The 16,715-nt window shown below is 67.5% G+C and carries 12 protein-coding genes; 5 read left to right on the forward strand and 7 right to left on the reverse strand.

The features are described from left to right. The first annotated feature begins 136 nt into the window (after positions 1 to 136). A complete protein-coding gene (locus tag ACFVTD_RS01520) occupies positions 137 to 1,408 on the forward strand; it encodes a phosphotransferase (protein WP_387557069.1) in 1,272 nt (423 codons plus the stop codon). Between the two features lie 51 nt (positions 1,409 to 1,459). On the opposite strand, the gene ACFVTD_RS01525 is transcribed toward ACFVTD_RS01520, so the two are convergent. From ACFVTD_RS01525 to ACFVTD_RS01535, 3 genes are read right to left on the reverse strand one after another with little or no spacing between them, the layout of a single operon-like run. Continuing rightward, a complete protein-coding gene (locus tag ACFVTD_RS01525; protein WP_387557072.1) occupies positions 1,460 to 4,966 on the reverse strand; it encodes a UvrD-helicase domain-containing protein in 3,507 nt (1,168 codons plus the stop codon). Beyond that, positions 4,963 to 8,292 carry an ATP-dependent helicase gene (locus ACFVTD_RS01530; RefSeq protein WP_387557075.1) on the reverse strand — a complete coding sequence of 1,110 codons (3,330 nt, stop codon included), beginning with the start codon at positions 8,290 to 8,292 and terminating at the stop codon, positions 4,963 to 4,965. Before ACFVTD_RS01530 ends, ACFVTD_RS01525 begins: the two co-directional genes overlap by 4 nt. Next, positions 8,289 to 8,705 carry an MGMT family protein gene (locus ACFVTD_RS01535; RefSeq protein WP_387557078.1) on the reverse strand — a complete coding sequence of 139 codons (417 nt, stop codon included), beginning with the start codon at positions 8,703 to 8,705 and terminating at the stop codon, positions 8,289 to 8,291. The genes ACFVTD_RS01530 and ACFVTD_RS01535 overlap by 4 nt, the downstream gene beginning before the upstream one ends. A 63-nt stretch (positions 8,706 to 8,768) precedes the next feature. Here ACFVTD_RS01535 and ACFVTD_RS01540 point away from each other — a divergent pair, with 63 nt between their 5' ends. From ACFVTD_RS01540 to ACFVTD_RS01555, 4 genes are all read left to right on the forward strand, one after another. Continuing rightward, complete coding sequence (locus tag ACFVTD_RS01540) at positions 8,769 to 9,479, forward strand: 3'-5' exonuclease (protein ID WP_387557081.1); 711 nt, start codon at positions 8,769 to 8,771, stop codon at positions 9,477 to 9,479. Between the two features lie 328 nt (positions 9,480 to 9,807). Next, positions 9,808 to 10,758: an ABC transporter substrate-binding protein gene (locus ACFVTD_RS01545; RefSeq protein ID WP_387557084.1), complete on the forward strand. Its 951-nt coding sequence runs from the start codon at positions 9,808 to 9,810 to the stop codon at positions 10,756 to 10,758. A 12-nt stretch (positions 10,759 to 10,770) separates the two neighbouring features. Beyond that, positions 10,771 to 11,535, forward strand: coding sequence for an amino acid ABC transporter permease (locus tag ACFVTD_RS01550; RefSeq protein WP_387557087.1), 765 nt, complete (start codon positions 10,771 to 10,773; stop codon positions 11,533 to 11,535). Beyond that, positions 11,532 to 12,269 carry an amino acid ABC transporter ATP-binding protein gene (locus ACFVTD_RS01555; RefSeq protein WP_387557090.1) on the forward strand — a complete coding sequence of 246 codons (738 nt, stop codon included), beginning with the start codon at positions 11,532 to 11,534 and terminating at the stop codon, positions 12,267 to 12,269. The genes ACFVTD_RS01550 and ACFVTD_RS01555 overlap by 4 nt, the downstream gene beginning before the upstream one ends. Before the next feature lie 73 nt (positions 12,270 to 12,342). On the opposite strand, the gene hemL is transcribed toward ACFVTD_RS01555, so the two are convergent. From hemL to ACFVTD_RS01575, 4 genes are all read right to left on the reverse strand, one after another. Further along, a complete protein-coding gene (gene hemL, locus ACFVTD_RS01560) occupies positions 12,343 to 13,674 on the reverse strand; it encodes a glutamate-1-semialdehyde 2,1-aminomutase (RefSeq protein WP_387557093.1) in 1,332 nt (443 codons plus the stop codon). A gap of 62 nt (positions 13,675 to 13,736) precedes the next feature. Continuing rightward, positions 13,737 to 14,810: an LLM class flavin-dependent oxidoreductase gene (locus ACFVTD_RS01565; protein ID WP_387557096.1), complete on the reverse strand. Its 1,074-nt coding sequence runs from the start codon at positions 14,808 to 14,810 to the stop codon at positions 13,737 to 13,739. Then, entirely contained in the window at positions 14,807 to 15,790 is a 984-nt protein-coding gene (hemB, locus tag ACFVTD_RS01570; protein WP_387557099.1) for a porphobilinogen synthase, read from the reverse strand. The genes ACFVTD_RS01565 and hemB overlap by 4 nt, the downstream gene beginning before the upstream one ends. Positions 15,791 to 15,846: 56 nt before the next feature. After that, on the reverse strand, positions 15,847 to 16,713 hold the full coding sequence (locus tag ACFVTD_RS01575) for a uroporphyrinogen-III synthase (protein ID WP_387557102.1): 867 nt from the start codon (positions 16,711 to 16,713) through the stop codon (positions 15,847 to 15,849). Positions 16,714 to 16,715: the final 2 nt, after the last annotated feature.

Genomic DNA, 16,715 nt, shown 5'->3' on the forward strand with positions numbered 1-16,715 from the left:
CCGTACTGACTGCCCCCGACATTTCACATTCAGGGCCGGGCACCTTCGCTCTGCGGGTACCCCCTAATTCCAGCTATCTGGAGACTCGCCGCGGCCGGACCGCCGTCTGGGACGGCGCGCAATCTACCGTGGAACGGTGAGAAGAAAACCGATTGAACTGGCGGCTATTGCAACCGCGGCAGTCCCCGGACTGACCCCGACAGCTGTTAGCTCCGCGCCGGATGACCCCGCGGACTTCGAGTCGGCCCTGCTCCTTGATTCAGAAGGCAAGCGCTGGCGGGTCCGGTCACCGCGGCATGCCGAGGCCAGCGCGCGGCTGGAAACGGAGTTCCTGGTGCTCCGCGCCTTCGCCCCGGCCGTCCGGGCGGAACTGCCCTTCCTGATGCCCACAGTCGCCGGCAGCGTCCGGCTTGGCAGCCTTACCACCTTCGTGTACTCACACCTTTCCGGAAGCACTCGCAGCGTCGAGGAGCTGACGTCCGGACCGGCCGGCCTCGCCCGCGAGATCGGTTCCGCACTGGCCGCGGTCCACGACCTCCCACGGTCCTTGGTCAGCAATGCCGATTTGCCCAGCTACACCCCCAACGAGTTCCGCCAACGGAGGCTGAACGAACTGGACCAGGCCGCAACCACCGGCAAGATTCCAGCCGCACTGCTGCGGCGCTGGGAACATGCCATGGAGGACGTTTCCCTGTGGCGGTTCAACCCGTGCGTGGTCCACGGCGACCTGCACGAAGACAACCTGCTGGTCGAATCGGGACGGGTGACCGCAGTTACCGGCTGGACCGACCTTCGCATCGGCGACCCGGCAGACGACTTCGCCTGGCTGGTGGCCTCCAACGAACAGGACTTCATTGACGCTGTCCTGAAGTCCTACACGTCCAGCCGCCGCGACGTCCCGGACCAGCACTTGCTGCGCCGGGCGGCACTGTCTGCCGAGTTTGCCTTGGCACAGTACCTGGTCAAGGGCCTGGCGGCCGGGGACCAGGACATGGCCCGCGAGGCCGAAGACATGCTGGAGAGCCTTGCCGGCGACATCGCTGAATTCGGGGGCCAGCCGATCAGCGTCGAACCGCTCCCGGCCAAGGACACCCCCGCCGGGACCGCGGTGCCCGCACCGGTGCAGCCCGGCGCCGGGGCAACCGCCACCGCATCCTCCGGCGGCAGTTCTGCTGCCGGCCCCGCGGTGACCGTCATCCCGGTACCCGCCAAACCTGCAGCAGAGGACAAGCCCGGTTCACAGACGCCGCCTGCCTTGGCGGCACAGCCTGCCGTGCACGTGACCCCCATCCCTGTGGATCCGGCCCCGGCGGCGGTTGCCGGCGGGCAATTCCGGCCAGAGGAAGCCAAGGGGCCGGACGACACTTCCACCGCCGCCATCTCGGTCATCAACGCGAACCGGGGCTGACCGCCCTGCCCAGCGGGGCACCATCAGTGGTGCCCTCACGCAGGGCCGGCCTCATGGCTTGGCAAGCGCCGCGGCGACGATTCCTTCGAGCTCGGCTGCCGTCCCAAGGTCGTGCGGCCGCACCACGGCGTTGTCGGCAACGTAGAAGAATGCGGCCCGCACTTCTTCCAGCGGGACATCCTTGAGGCGTGCCCACGCAAGCCGGTAAACCGCCAACTGCACCGACCGGACCTTCAGCTGTGCGGCGGACGGCCGCCGTCCGGTCTTCCAGTCCACCAGGTCCCAGCACCCGTCGGCGTCCTGGAACACAGCGTCCACTCGGCCGCGCACCACCACTTCCCCCACCCGGGTTTCCACGGGGACCTCCACGAAGGCCGGTGACCGGTCAGCCCAGGGGGAAGCCTTGAAGGTCGCCACCATCTGGTCGAGGTCGTAGGCGGCGTCGATGTGGTCGTCCGAGCCAGGCGCTTCGCCGAGGTCCAGCATCCCGGCGCGGCCGAAATATTCCTCTACCCAGGCGTGGAAGGCCGTCCCCTTCCGGGCCGACATGCCGGGTTCACGCGGTACGGGACGGCGCAGCCTGCCCAGGACCGCCTGGGGGTCGTCTCCGAGGTCAACCAGTGTGGAAGCTGAAATGTGGGTGGGCAGGTGCACGTCCTGGCCACTTGACCTCCTTGCCCTGCGCTCCAGCAGCAGCGCAGCTTCACGGGCCCAGCCAGCCGCTGCCCCCGTCAGTCCAGGCAGTGAACTGCTAATCGTCGCTGGACTGTTTCCCTCCGTTGCGGCCACGCTCCGAACCGCCGTGGCATCACCGGTGCCCAGTATTCCGAGCACCCGCTGGGCCGCCGCCTCCATGGCTGTCCGGCGCCCGCCGGCCAACCGCAGGCGCTCACCGGTCCGTGGGTCCATTGGTCCTTCCAGGGGATCGTAGGGCCAGCGGGCTTCTTCCGTTTCCAGCGTCAGCGGGCTCTGGAGCGGCAAGGCGGCCTCGTCGAGCGACAGCTTGTGGACCACCGCGCCGGCTGGGCTGCCCTCAGCCGGTTGCACCAGGGCTTCCAGCTCCGCGAGGAACGGAGACATGTCCGCGCGTCCGGCCCGCGACCCCACCCACGCGGCGCTGGACACCCACAGGACATGCTTGGCCCGGGTGTAGGCAACGTAGGCCAGCCGGCGTTCCTCCGATTCCCCGTGCGCCTGGACACCGGACTTGTACTCCTTCTCGGCATCCAGCCAGCCCTTCTGGTCCGGCTGGTCGAGGTCCCACTGCGGCAGGTCTGCCCGGTCGCCGCGGAGGGGCCACGGCAGCGCCGCAGAGCCGCTGCTCCAGCGCGAGTCCCGGTCGCTGGGAAACGCCCCCGCATTCATGCCCGGGACAAACACAACGTCCCACTCGAGGCCTTTGGAAGCGTGCACCGTCAGCAACTGGACGGCCTCGCGGTTTACGTCGCTGGCGGGTGCCTCCAACCCATTTTCTTCCGCCGACGCCGCCTCGAGCCAGGACAGGAAGGCAAGGATGTCCACCCGCTGGGAGGTGCGGAGGAACCCGACCGCCGCATCCTGGAAAGCATCGAGGTTGCGGCGCGCCTGATGGATGCTGATGCCAGGCCGGGCCGCCACTTCGATATCCAGCAGCATGGCCCGTTCCACCTCCCCCAGAAGCGTTGTGAGGTCGTCCCCAAGGTAGCCGCGCAGCTGCCTCAACTCGAGCGACAATTTCGACAGCCTGCTGCGCGCCCCCGTGCTGAGGGAGCGGCCATTCGATGAAGTCCACCCTTCCCGTGGCAGGAAATCAAGTGCCTCCACCAGGCTGGCGGCATCGGTCAGGTCCCCTTCGAGCACAGGGGCATCTGCGTCCTCGGCGCCGGCGTCCGGGGCATCGGCCTCGACCCCCTGCGGGCCCCTTCCCCTGCTCCGTGCGAGCTGGCTCGACCAGTCGCGCAGGGCCATGAGGTCGGCGGGGCCGATGCGCCAACGGGCACCTGCGATCAGCCGCATAAGGGCATCGGAGCGGCCGGGATCGGCAAGGACGCGGAGGGTGGCTACCAGGTCCACGATCTCCGGGGTGTCCAGGAGACCCCCGAGGCCCACGATTTCGTAGGGAATTCCCCGGGCTTCGAACTGCCGCCGGACCGGCTCCATCTGGGCGCGCCTGCGGCACAGCACGGCAATCGCCGGGGGTTCGGTTGTGCCATCGGGATTCAGCTCGAAGTCAGTCAGCCGGTACCTCAGGACGTCGTCAGCCAGCGCGGCAGCTTCCTCAACATCGCTGGCGAAACGCCCCAGCACCACTGTTCCGTCCACTGCATGGGGACTGGGCCGCAGGGGAGGCACGTCGGCAGCGGGAGTCCGGCCCCCGGCTGGTCCGTTGGCGGCCGCCGCCCGGCCCAGGGACTGCGACATGACGTTTGCTGCTGCAAGGATTGACCGGCCATTGCGCCAGGCCGTGGTCAGGTAGGAGGTTGGGGCGGGCGCCCAGCCGCCTTCTTCCCCGGCGGCCGCGGTGCGCACCGGGAACTCACGGACGAAGTGGAACAACTGCCCTGCCGAAGCACCACGAAACCCGTAAATGGACTGATTGGGGTCCCCGACAGCTGTCACCGCGTGGCCGCCGCCGAACAACCGGGAAAAGAGCACCAGCTGGGCATACGAGGTGTCCTGGAACTCGTCGAGGAGAACCACCTTGTACCGTTGCCGCTCCATCTGGGCCGCCAGCGGAACGTCCTGCGCCACCTTGGCGGCAAGGGCCACCAGGTCGCCGAAATCGAGTGCCCCGCGGGCCCGTTTGGCCGCGGCGTAGCGGCCCACCATGTCGGCGACGCTTGCCCTGGTCCGCAGCATTCCGCCAAGGTCCAGTGCTGCCTTGGGGGTGTTCTTCTTCTTGTCGGCCAGGTAGGGCAGGGATTCGAACTCGGAGAGGCGTGCCATCAGCCACGCCTCCACGTCTTCGGGTTCCTGCAGGTGCTCCGCGCATTCCCCGGCCAGCTGGATCACCGCCTTCACCAAGGTGGATTTGGCGGCCCGGAAGTGCTGGTATTCGCCGTCGTACGCTTCAACCACTTCGCTGGCCAGCTGCCAGGCCTGCGCACCGCCGAGCAGAACAACGTCCCGCTCCACGCCAAGCCGCAGCCCGTAGTCGGACACGATGCCACTGGCAAAGGAGTGGTAGGTGGACACCTTGGGCTCCAGGGCTTCGCTGCCGAGCAGGCCTTCCGGAAAGACCTCATGCGCTGTGTCCCTGGCAGCAATCCGTTGCAGCGCAAGAAGCTTCGACCGGATCCGGCTGGCGAGTTCGCCGGCCGCCTTGCGCGTAAAAGTCACGCCCAGGACTTCCTCGGGGGTAACCCAGCCGTTGGCCACGAGCCATACCACCCGGTCCGCCATGGTGGCGGTCTTTCCCGAGCCGGCGCCCGCAATGACCAGGCGCGGCGCCAGGGGGGACGAAATAATGGCGGATTGCTCAGGCGTGGGGGTGTTCTTCTCGCCAAGCAGCGTGGAGAGTTCCCCGGGGCTGAAGCGCACGGCCGGAGCGGCGGCCGGGGCAGCCGGGCCCCCGCTCATTCGGTCACCTGCCGTCCCCGCACGCACAGCGGGCACACCTCGGGTAGCCGGCAGCCGTGGCCGCCGTGACTACCTTTGGCGGGGTCGTGGCGCGCGATGAATTCGCTGCCGCCCATGACGGCCGCGGCCTCCTTGACCATGTCCATTGCCCAGTTCTCCTCAGGGTCAAGTGGTTCCTGCTGCTGGATGGCGGGGCTCTTCGCCCCGGTCCCAAGCTGCGCCAGCACGGCGCCGCCGGGCGGTCCCTGCCCGCCCGCGGAGGCGGCCTCGAACCCGCCGGCGAGGACCGCTGCCTGGTAGGCGCCCAGCTGCGGGTGGCGGGACAGTTCGTCCTTGCCGGGCTGCCTTTTTCCGGTTTTGAGGTCAACCACCACCAGCCGGCCTTCGCCATCGATTTCCAACCGGTCCACCTGGCCGCGGAGTACCGCCTCCCGCGGAGCGGCGTCGTCCACCGCCACGGCGCCCAGGGCCACTTCAAAGTCCTGTTCGACGCCCAGCAGGCTGCGGCCCTCGCCCCTCATGGAAAGCACATACTGCGCCAATTTCCGCACCATGGCTTCGGCGCGCTGGAAGTCCAGGCGCCCCTCCCAGTTGTCCTTCATGCCGAGTGCCGGCCAGCGCCGCACCAGTTCCGCGACGTATTCCGATCCGGTCGCGTCCGGCATGTCCTGGGCGATTCCGTGCACCAGGGTCCCCAGGCTCCGGGCGAAGTCGGTGGCAGGCTCCCCTCCGGCTGCCTGGACGAACCAGTCCAGCGGCGACTTCTGCACGGTCTCGACCTTTGACGGGGAAACGGAAATCGTTCCCCCGGGCGGGACCACCGGGTCGGCGGAGGTCAGCGGGGCCAGCCCCCACCAGCTGTCGGGGTGCGCTCCGGCCACGGCTGGTTCAGCCGCGGCGAGGTGGGCCAGGACCCTGGCTGCTTCCGCGGACTGCGGCGTCCCGCCGTCGAGCTGGGCATGCTGGCGGAGCTCGGCAACCAGGGCCCGCAGCGTCATGGGCCGCTCCACGTGGGTGAAAGCCCGGCCGCTTTCGTCCGGTCCCAGCGGTGCAACAAAATCCAGGAATGACGACGGCTGGTGGTCCTCCGACGAAACCGCGGAGCAGACCAGCAGTTCGCGTGCCTTGGACACGGCCGTGGAAAAACTGCGCAGCTCGTCATAGCGGATATCCCGCAACCGGCTGAGGGGGTCGCGCTGGAGGGCATACTCCGGGCCGTGCTCCACAGCGTCCGCATACAGGGTGCTGCCGAGCAGCTCACCACGGAGCCTCGTGTTGGGCCACACCCCTTCCTGCAGGCCCGCAATGATCACCACGGGCCATTCCCGGCCCGCCGCACTGGCCGGCGTCATCAGCTCGACAGCGTCCTCAAGTTGGGCCCGGGCGGCGAGGGTATCCATGGGAAGCTCCTGGTTCAGGAGGTACTCAAGGAACTGTTCGGGGCCGGCGCCGGGCATCTGGTCCACGTAGCGTTCGGCCGTATGGAACAGCGCCATCATGGCGTCAAGGTCGCGGTCAGCCCGTGCCCCGTGCGGGCCGCCCGACAACGCTGTCTGTGTCCAGGCCGCCGAAAGCCCCGTCGAGTCCCAGAGCGCCCACAGTACCGATTCGGCGTTGGCACCCGGCAGCCCGGCCGCCCGCCGCCCTGCGTGGATCATCCGCGCAGTGCGCCGTGCGGCGCGCCCTTCGATCCCCAACGCGCCCAGCGCGCCCGGCTCCAGCAGGGCCTGGACCAGCAGCGCATCACTGGCGCGGCCCCCGCCGCCCAGCAGTTCCTCGCGCCGCAGTGATTGCCGGAGCCTGCGCAGTTCAATGGAGGTTGCGCCTCCGATCCGTGAGGTAAGAAGGGATACTGCCGTTTCGGGCGTTAGGAGCTCCGGGTCCAGGGCTATTGCGAAGGCGTCCAGGAGCGGGCGAACGGCTACTTCGTCGCGGACCGCAGATTCCGCCACGGGCACCCGGACGGGTATGCCCTGCCCGGACAGGTAGCGCTGCAGTTCGCTGACCTGGCCGCCATTGCGGACGATGACAGCCATGTCTGCCAGGTCACGGTTGTGGTTTATGTGCTGGTCCAGGATCCGCTGGGCAACATACCGCAGCTCGTGCACCGGTGTAGGAACCAGGTGGGCCTCCACGCCGCCGGTGTGCCCGGCCGGCGCGGGCTGGATGAGCCGGCGCGCCAGCTGGCCCCCGGCCCGCTGGGAGATGCGGCCAGCGACGCTGCGCCAGGCCTCTGCCACTGCAGGCGCCAGGCCGTGGGCATGCCACAGCGGACGCTCAAGGATGGTGTCCTGCGTGGCCAGCAGCCGCGGCAGTTCAGCGACAAGATCGGGCCGCGCTCCCCTGAATCCCTGGACCACCGTGTCCGGCGAAGCCGTCACGTAGCAGTCCTTGCCTGCCGTGATATCGGCGAGCAGCTCGAAGATGGCGGGGTTTGCTTCCTGGATATCGTCCACCAGGACCACCTGCAGCCTGGCACGTTCGGCAGCGAGGAATTCCGGCGCGTCCTGGAAGATCTGCCGGGCCGCTGTAATGATTCCGGCGGGGTCGAAGGCCTCCGGCATCCGCAGGTCAAGAACGTCCCGGTATTCGGCGTAGAGCGCTGCCGCGGCTTTCCAGTCCGGCCGGCCGCAGGCATCCGCCAACTGGGCGAGGTCTTCGGCCGTACGGCCCGACTCGATAATGCGGTCAAAGAGTTGCCGCACCTCCTGGCGGAAGCCCCGGGTTTCGAGGGCGCCGTCAAGATCGCTGGGCCACGGCAGCTCCAGGCCCGGCAGCCTGTGGCCCTCGAGGAGTTCCTTGATGATGAGGTCCTGCTCCGGACCTGACAGCAAGCGGGGCGGCCTGGACAGGGGGATGACGCCTTCAGCCTTGGCACGGCGGATCAGGTCGAAGGCGTAGGAAGCCCAGGTCCTGGCCGGTGTGGTGCTCAGGCTCCGGTCCAGCCGGGCAGTGAAACGGTCCCGCAGGAAATCGGCAGCAAGGCGGGTGGGCGCAAGGATCAGCATGCGTTCAGGGTCGACGCCGTCGCGGAAGACCCGCTGGACAGCGGCTTCAACGAGCACAGTGGTCTTTCCCGTGCCCGGCGCACCCGGGACCAGGACCGGCCCGGACCCTTGGGTAACGTCGACCGCGGCCTGCTGGTCCGGTGTAAGCCGAACAGACCCCGCGTGCATCCGCCGTGGCGGCAGGAGCCGAAGCGCGGGAGGAGCCGGCAGGGCGCCGCCGTCAGTGCTTCCAGGAGAGGCGAACCCAGGTTCCCGGCCTGCCTCCGGCTCCTGCCGGTGCGGGTCCCAGGGTCCGGTCAAAGGGATTGTTACGGTCACAAAACCATTCCATCATCAGGTACCGACAACCTGTGGAGCCGACGCTCCAGGTCCTCCGCAACTGCATCGATATTGTCAAAATCACTGTCGGTCGGTGCCCAGCGGGCGGCGGCCAGGTCCACCCGCCACCGGCCCTCGCCGGTACGGAGGAACGAATCGTAATCGCCCACCAGTGGAGTGCCTTCCTCGAGGTAGAGGACCAAGGCCTCGGCCTCGTGCCCCGGGGGCGCATGGCCGCTGGCCTTCAGCACCCGCCACCACGGGGCCCCGCCGCCGTGGTGGCTCATCACGGACCCGACCTGGCGCGGGCCGCCCGAGCCCAGGAGCTCTGCCACGTCACCGTAGGACACGGCCGTCCCTGCCGGCACCAGCCCCACGACGGCCAGGACAGCTTGGACGTACTCATTCCGCATTGATCCAATCTAGCCGCAGTGGCGCTCCACGGAATTGTCGGTGGGTCCCCTTAGCGTTGAAGCATGAGTTCCTGGAACAACCTCCCCCGCGCTGCCTTCGATCTTGAAACCACGGGCCGTAATTCCCGCGCAGCGAGAATCGTTACGGCATCAATCACCGTGGTGGACCACCAGGGCGAGGTCATCAAGGAGCATGAGTGGCTGGCTGATCCGGGCGTGGAAATTCCGGCAGAGGCAAGTGATGTCCACGGGATCACCACCGAACAGGCCCGGCGTGATGGGCGCCCCGCCCACGAGGTCACCCGGGAGGTGGCTGCAGTGCTGCAGGACCTGTTCGATTCCGGGACTCCGGTCATCGCTTTCAACGCCAGCTACGACTTCACGGTCCTTGCTGCCGAATCCGCACGGTACGGGATTCCGCAGCTGTCCCGCTTCCCGGTCCTGGATCCGTACATCATGAACAAGCAGGTTGACCGCTACCGGAAAGGCAAGCGGACACTGACTGCATTGTGCGAGGAGTACGGTGTGGTCCTGGACAATGCACACACCTCCGCGGCCGATGCCCTGGCTACCCTCAGGGTGCTGGACGCGATGGCGGGCAAGTTCCCCAAGCTGATGATGCCCGCCAGCCAGCTGCACCAGCTGCAGGTGGACTGGGCGGTGAGCCAGGCATCCGACTTCCAGGAGTACCTCCGCAAGACCAAACCGGCCGCCGTCATTGAGGGAGACTGGCCTGTACTGCCTCCGCAGGACGCCACCACGGGTGGCTTCTAGGCTGCCAACTGGCATTCCTTTTGGGAGGCAAGTCACAGTCACCGCGGTTAACAAACGTCGGGTCGTTGCAGCGGGCATCCTTCGCCCGTGGGACCGAACTACCCTCCAGCTGCCTGCCACTGAAGCCCTGAAGCAGAATTATCCACGGTGAAACCGTGCATGATCTCGCAATTCTTCATCCAACTTCCGGTCTACACCCAGGTGAGACAATAAAGTTTTGCGGTCCCCCCTGCCCCGGACTGTTGGACCAGCACCGGGCAGGTGCCAGGCGCCACAGCGCTGCCTTGCGGCCCGGTCGACGTATGCCTCATATGAAAGTGACAACCTGATGAAAATCAAAGCGATGAAGTGGCTCACTACCGCTCCCGTTGCACTGGCCCTCGCGGTTTCCCTCGCAGCCTGCGGTGGCGGATCTTCCCAGCCCAGCGGCACCCCCACCGACGCCCTGAAGGGCAGCGACCAGCAGACGCTGGACAAGTACACCACGGCTGACGTGACGCCGATCGACAAGATCGACAAGACCAAGCTCGGCCTCATCACCGAGGGCACCCTGCGCGTCGGCACCCTTTCGGATGCACCGCCCAACATCTTCATCGACCCCTCCGGCAAGTTCACCGGCTACGACAACGAACTGCTGCGCGCCATCGGCGACAAGCTGGGCCTCAAGGTTGAGTTCGCCTCCACCGACTTCTCCGCCCTGCTCTCCCAGGTGGCCAACAAGCAGTTCGACGTCGGATCCTCCTCTATCTCCACCACGGACAAGCGCCGTGAGACGGTGGGCTTCACGAACGGCTACGACTTCGGCTACATGGCCGTCGTCACCAAGACTGATTCCAAGGTCACCGGCTTCGCCGACCTCAAGGACGGGGTCCGTATCGGCGTGGTCCAGGGCACCGTGCAGGACGACTACGTCACCAACACCCTCGGCCTCGAGCCGGTCCGCTTCCCGGACTACAACACTGTCTACGCCAACGTGAAGTCCGGCCAGGTCGACGCCTGGGTGGCCCCGTCCCAGCAGGCCACCGGCCAGGTCAAGGACGGCGACAACACCAAGATCGCCGAAAAGGTCGTGAACACCCAGAACTTCACCGCCTACGCAGTAAACAAGGACAACAAGCCACTGATTGATGCGCTGAACGCCGGCCTGGATGCCGTTATTGCTGACGGTACCTGGACCAAGCTCACCGCCCAGTGGTACACCGACCGGCCCACCGCCAAGGAGCAGACCCCGCAGGGCTGGAAGCCGGGCAGCAAAGCCGTCCAGGTTCCCGCGAAGTAACCCGGACGTTCCATGGATATCCTCAAACTGCTCTCCGACACCTTCCTTGATTGGAAGGCCATCGGCGCCGTCCTGCCCAAAATGTTCGCCGTCGGGCTTCCGAATACGCTCGTTTTGGCTGTTTCGTCCGGCGTCATCGGAACAGTACTTGGCATGCTGCTTGCCCTGATGGGGATTTCCCGGAACGCCGGGGCCCGCTGGGTCGCTCGCATTTACACCGACGTGCTCCGCGGGCTGCCGCCCATCCTTACCATCCTGGTGATTGGCCTCGGGTTTGGCCCGATCGTCCGGCAGTGGACCGGATCCACCAGCCCCTACCCGATGGCGATTGCCGCGCTGTCCCTGATGTCTGCCGCTTACATCGGCGAGATCTTCCGCTCCGGCATCCAGAGCGTGGACAAGGGCCAGTTGGAGGCCACCCGTGCCCTGGGGTTCGGCTACGGCCCGGCCATGCGCCTGGTCGTGGTGCCCCAGGGTGTCCGGCGGGTACTTCCGGCCCTGGTCAACCAGTTCATCGCCCTGATCAAGGAATCCTCCCTGGTCTTCATGCTCGGGCTGCTGGCCAGTGAACGCGAGATCTTCCAGATCGGCAAGGATGCGGCGTCCACCAGCGGCAACTTGTCGCCCTACGTCGCCGCAGCGGTGTTCTACCTGGCCTTGACCGTTCCGCTGACGCACTTCGTGAACTGGATCGACCGTCGGCTCCGCACCGGCCAGCCCGAAAAGAAAGAACCGGACGAGGCCGCAGCCGTCGTTGGAAAGGGAGCCCAGGCATGAGCGAGTTCGCATCAGGAACACTGAGCGCCAGGAACATCCACCTTTCCTTCGGCAGCAACCACGTCCTGCGGGGCATCGACCTGCACGTTCCGCAGGGCACCACTGCGTCAGTCATTGGCCCGTCAGGGTCGGGCAAGTCCACCCTGCTGCGGGTCATGAACCGGCTGATCGAACCTGACCAGGGGGACATCCTGCTGGACGGCCGTTCGGTGCTGAAGGACAATCCCGACGAGCTCCGCCGCAGGATCGGCATGGTGTTCCAGCAGTTCAACCTGTTCCCCCACAAAACGGTGGTGGACAATGTCTCGCTCGCCCTGCGGAAACTGCGCAAGCTTTCGAAGGAGGAGGCGCGCAGCGAGGCGCTGGAACAGCTGGACCTGGTGGGCCTGAAGCACAAGGCGGAGTCCCGCCCGGCCAACCTCTCCGGCGGCCAGCAGCAGCGCGTGGCAATCGCCCGTGCGCTGGCCATGAAGCCCGAGGTGATGTTCTTCGACGAGGCTACCTCTGCCCTCGACCCCGAGCTGGTTAAGGGTGTCCTGGCCTTGATGACGGACCTCGCCAAGGGCGGCATGACCATGGTGGTGGTCACCCACGAAATGGGTTTCTCCCGCAATGTCTCCGACGCCGTAACCTTCATGGACGGCGGCGTGGTGGTGGAGTCAGGGCCACCCGAGCAGCTCTTCTCGGAACCAAAGACCGACCGGCTCAAGGGTTTCCTCTCGGACGTCCTGTAACGCCTACGGCATAAAGAAATCCCCGGCTGCAGCCTGCAGCCGGGGATTTCTTTGTTAAGGGACGACGACGGCGCTAGCCATGGGCGGCTGCGGCCGCCTGGGCCGCGGCAGGCAGGGCGTCGTAGATCCGGTTCATGGCGGCGTCGTCGTGCGCGGCCGACAGGAACCACGCCTCGAAGACCGACGGCGGCAGGTACACACCGGACTCCAGCATCGAGTGGAAGAACGGCGCATAACGGAAGGCTTCCTGCGCCTGTGCGTCCGCGTAGTTGTGGACGCCGTTGGCCGAGGTTCCGAAAGCCACCGAGAAGAGGTTCCCGGCAAACTGGATGGAGTGGTCCACCCCGGCGGCGTCCAGCGCGTTGGAGAGGGCAGAGGACAGTTCCAGGGAGCGGACGTCAATGAAGGAGTAGACGTCGCGGGTCGCGTGCGTCAGGGTTGCCACGCCCGCAGCCATGGCCACCGGGTTCCCGGACAGCGTACCGGCCTGGTACACGGGGCCGGTGGGCGCGAGGTAGTCCATGACGTCGGCACGTCCGCCGAGGGCCGCCGTCGGCATTCCGCCGCCAATGACCTTGCCAAAGGTGAGCAGGTCAGGGGTCCATGGTTCCTCGGCATCCGGTGCACCGCCGGTAAGGCCCCAGTAGCCGGAGTATCCGGTGCGGAACCCGGTCAGGACCTCATCGACGATGAGGAGCGCGCCGTGCTCGCGCGTGATCTGCGAAAGCCCTTGGTTGAATCCCTCGCCGGGGGTGACGACGCCCATGTTCGCCGGCGCCGCCTCAGTAATGACGGCGGCAATGTTGGGACCGTGGACGGCAAAGGCTTCCTTGACGGCGGCGAGGTCGTTGTAGGGCAGCACCAGCGTCTCCGCCGCGGTTGCTTCCGTGACGCCTGCGGAGCCGGGCAGGGCGAGGGTTGCCAGACCGGAACCCGCGGCGGCCAGGAGTCCATCGAGGTGGCCGTGGTAGCAGCCGGCGAACTTGATGATGAGGTTGCGGCCGGTGAACCCGCGGGCCAGCCGGACAGCGGTCATGGTGGCTTCGGTGCCGGTGGACACCATGCGGAGGCGTTCGACGGCGGGGACGCGCTCCTTCACGATCTCCGCGAGGTTTGCCTCGTCCGGGGTGGACGCGCCAAAGGAGAGTCCCCTGTCCACGGCCGCATGCACGGCGTCCAGGACGGCCGGGTGGGCGTGTCCGAGCAGGGCGGGCCCCCAGGAGCAGACCAGGTCCACGTATTCCTTGCCGTCGGCATCCGTCAGGTACGGTCCCTTGGCGGAGACCATGAAGCGGGGGGTCCCGCCCACGGAGCCAAAAGCACGCACCGGCGAGTTGACGCCGCCCGGCATCAGCTGGCGGGCGCGGTCGAAGAGTGCCTCGTTGCGAGGATTGCTGGAAGTCATGGTTCCTATTCTCTCAGTAAGCCGGAAAGCTCAAGTTGGCCGCGGGGGCCCTGTTGGCGGGGTCAGCCGGCGAGCAGCTCTGCCACCCGGGGCGCCACCGCCGTGCCCATCAGTTCGATCGAACGCATCATGGCTGCGTGCGGCAGCGGGCCGTTGCTGTATTTGAGGTCGAAGCGGTCAACCCCCAGGTTCCGCTTCAGCCGGACAATTTTTTGGGCCACCGTTTCCGGTGATCCGACGTAGAGGGCGCCTTCTGTGGAACAGAGCGCATCGAACTCGCCCCGGCCGGCCGGACCCCAGCCACGCTCGGCTCCGAGCCTGTTCCGCAGTGCCAGCCAGTGGGGGTAGAGCTCTTCCCGGGCCTGTTCGTCCGTGTCGGCAACATGGCCGGGCGAGTGGGTGGCAATCTGCTGCATGGGATGACCGTACTTGCCCATCGCTTCCCGGTAGAGGTCGGCCAGGGGCCGGAAGCCCCGGGGCTGGCCGCCGATGATCGCAAAGATGATCGGATACCCGTATTGGGCACACCGGAGGACGGATTCGGGGGTGCCGCCCACGCCGATCCAGGTGGGCAGCAGGTGGTGCTCCAGGGGCGGGTAGGCGCTCAGTCCATGCAGGGCGGGACGCGTGCGGCCCTCCCAGTGCACGGGCTTTTGTGCCCGGACCTTGTCGAACAGCTCGAGTTTCTCCTCGAACAGGACTTCGTAGTCCGCCAGGTCCAGCCCGAACAGCGGGAAGGACTCGATGAATGATCCACGGCCCAGCATTACTTCGGCCCGGCCGTTGGAGATTGCGTCCACCGTGGCAAAGCGCTGGAACACCCTGATGGGATCGTCCGAGCTGAGGACCGTCACCGCGGAGCCCAGGCGGATGCGGGACGTGCGGGCCGCGGCGGCGGCCAGGAAGACCTCCGGTGCGGATACGGCGTAGTCCTTGCGGTGGTGCTCCCCCACGCCGAAGGCATGGAGTCCGACGGCGTCTGCCAGTTCGGCCTGCTCCAGCAACTGGCGCAGGACCTGGGCATGCGGCTGCGGGTTGCCGGCCGGGTCTGCACCAACGTCGCCGAAGGTGTTCAGGCCGAGGAGGATGCGGTCCTCCCCCACGGGTGCGGTGGGAGAGGCGGACGGGTCGGTCACCGGGTTTCCTTCAGCCAGCCGGCCAGTTCGGTGGCCCAGTAGGTGAGCACCGTGTGGGCACCCGCACGCCGGATGCCCAACACGGATTCGGTGATGGCGGCACGGCGGTCGATCCAGCCGTTGGCTGCGGCGGCTTCGATCATGGCGTATTCGCCGGAGATCTGGTAAGCGGACACGGGCACCGGGCTCATGGCGGCAACGTCGGCCACGATGTCGAGGTAGCTCATGGCCGGCTTGACCATGATGATGTCGGCACCTTCGTCAAGGTCCAGTTCCACCTCGCGCAGCGCTTCGGTGCGGTTCCCGGCGTCCATCTGGTAGGTGCGCCGGTCGCCCTTGAGCTGGGAGTCCACCGCTTCGCGGAACGGGCCGTAGAACGCGGAGGCGTACTTCGCGGCGTAGGCGATGACGGAGGTGTTGACGTGGCCGGCCTCGTCCAGTGCTGCGCGGATGGCGGCGATCTGGCCGTCCATCATCCCGGAGGGGCCCAGCATGTGGGCGCCGGCTTCTGCCTGCGCCACGGCCATCCTGGCGTAGATCTCCACGGTGCGGTCGTTGTCCACGTACCCGTCGGCGTCGAGCACCCCGCAGTGGCCGTGATCGGTGAATTCGTCCAGGCAGACATCGCTCATGATCACCAGGTCGTCGCCGACTTCCGCGCGCACGTCGCGGATGGCCTTGTTCAGCACGCCGTCCGGGTCAAGCCCGGCCGAGCCTTCGGGATCGCGTGTTTCGGGGATGCCGAAGAGCATGATTCCGCCCAGTCCAAGGTCAACGGCCTCGGCGGCGGCCCGCTTCAGCGTGTCGGTGGTGTGCTGGACTACCCCCGGCATGGACGTGATGGGGTTGGGCTCGGTGAGTCCTTCCCTGATGAAGGCCGGAAGGATGAGTTCGGCCGGTGAAAGGCGTGTTTCGGCGGTCATCCGGCGCATGGCGGGGGTGGTGCGCAGGCGGCGGGGGCGTTGGGTGGGGAAAGTCATGGGTCCTGTCCTTCGCATTGGTTGTGAAGCTGGGGGGGGAAGCGCGCCTGTCATCGTCAGGGCGGACTGAGTGCCTGCGCCACGGCTGCGACCAGGCCGTCCGGCGTCGGCTCAGCCGCCACCGCCGCAACGTCCAGGCCCAGGGCGGAGGCCCGGTCCGCCGTCGAACGTCCTATGGCCACGAGGCGGCAGCCGCCCAGCGGACCCAGCGCGGCGATCCGGCGGACGGCGCTTGGGGAAGCTGCAATCACGGCGGCGATCCGTCCGCCGGCGATGTCAGCCGCGGCGGTTTCCGGCGTCAGGAGGGAGTACGACGACGGCTGGGGGCCGGCGTCGGCGTCCTCCGCATGCATGGCAAGGCGCCGTTCCGCTACCGCCGGATAGTCGACGGTGCGGTAGGCAGTCACGGCGGTAACAGTGCTGCCTGCCGCTGCCAGGCCCTCCGACAGGGTGCCGGCGGCGATGTCCGCCTGGGGCAGCAGGATCCTGCCCCCTCCCGGCCAGACGGCGAGCAGCCCGGCGGCCGACTGTTCCCCGGGCGGGGTCAGGGCCACTGTGAGGCCGCCGGCTTCGAGGAGCCGCCGCGTTGCTGGACCGACGGCAGCGATCTGCGTCCCTGGCGGAACCAGCCGGTCCAGGGGCAGGCCACGTTCAGCCGCTTTTTCCATCAGGACGTGGACGGTGGTGGCGCTGCTGACCACCAGCCAGTCAAAGGCGGCAGCTGCGAGGGCGTCACAGGCGACGTCCAGCGCGTGCTGGTCAGGCGCCCGTTCGAAGTCGATGAGCGGCAGCAGCACAGGTTCCGCGCCGGCTCCTGCCAGCGCCACCACCAGGGTAGCTGAACGTTCGGGGCTGCGCGTCACCAGCACCCGGACGCCGCCAAGCGGAGTCCGGGGCGCGGTGCCGCTGGAAGGCTGCGTCATTG

The organism is Pseudarthrobacter sp. NPDC058119 (genome assembly GCF_042884655.1).
Lineage (GTDB): Bacteria > Actinomycetota > Actinomycetes > Actinomycetales > Micrococcaceae > Arthrobacter.

Bases quoted from the DNA above. Each gene is read 5' to 3' on its own strand.
- ACFVTD_RS01525 (WP_387557072.1), bottom strand. From the start codon at position 4,966: ATGAGCGGGGGCCCGGCTGCCCCGGCCGCCGCTCCGGCCGTGCGCTTC.
- ACFVTD_RS01535 (WP_387557078.1), bottom strand. From the start codon at position 8,705: ATGCGGAATGAGTACGTCCAAGCTGTCCTGGCCGTCGTGGGGCTGGTG.
- ACFVTD_RS01540 (WP_387557081.1), top strand. From the start codon at position 8,769: ATGAGTTCCTGGAACAACCTCCCCCGCGCTGCCTTCGATCTTGAAACC.
- ACFVTD_RS01545 (WP_387557084.1), top strand. From the start codon at position 9,808: ATGAAAATCAAAGCGATGAAGTGGCTCACTACCGCTCCCGTTGCACTG.
- ACFVTD_RS01550 (WP_387557087.1), top strand. From the start codon at position 10,771: ATGGATATCCTCAAACTGCTCTCCGACACCTTCCTTGATTGGAAGGCC.
- ACFVTD_RS01555 (WP_387557090.1), top strand. From the start codon at position 11,532: ATGAGCGAGTTCGCATCAGGAACACTGAGCGCCAGGAACATCCACCTT.
- hemL (WP_387557093.1), bottom strand. From the start codon at position 13,674: ATGACTTCCAGCAATCCTCGCAACGAGGCACTCTTCGACCGCGCCCGC.
- hemB (WP_387557099.1), bottom strand. From the start codon at position 15,790: ATGACTTTCCCCACCCAACGCCCCCGCCGCCTGCGCACCACCCCCGCC.
- ACFVTD_RS01575 (WP_387557102.1), bottom strand. From the start codon at position 16,713: ATGACGCAGCCTTCCAGCGGCACCGCGCCCCGGACTCCGCTTGGCGGC.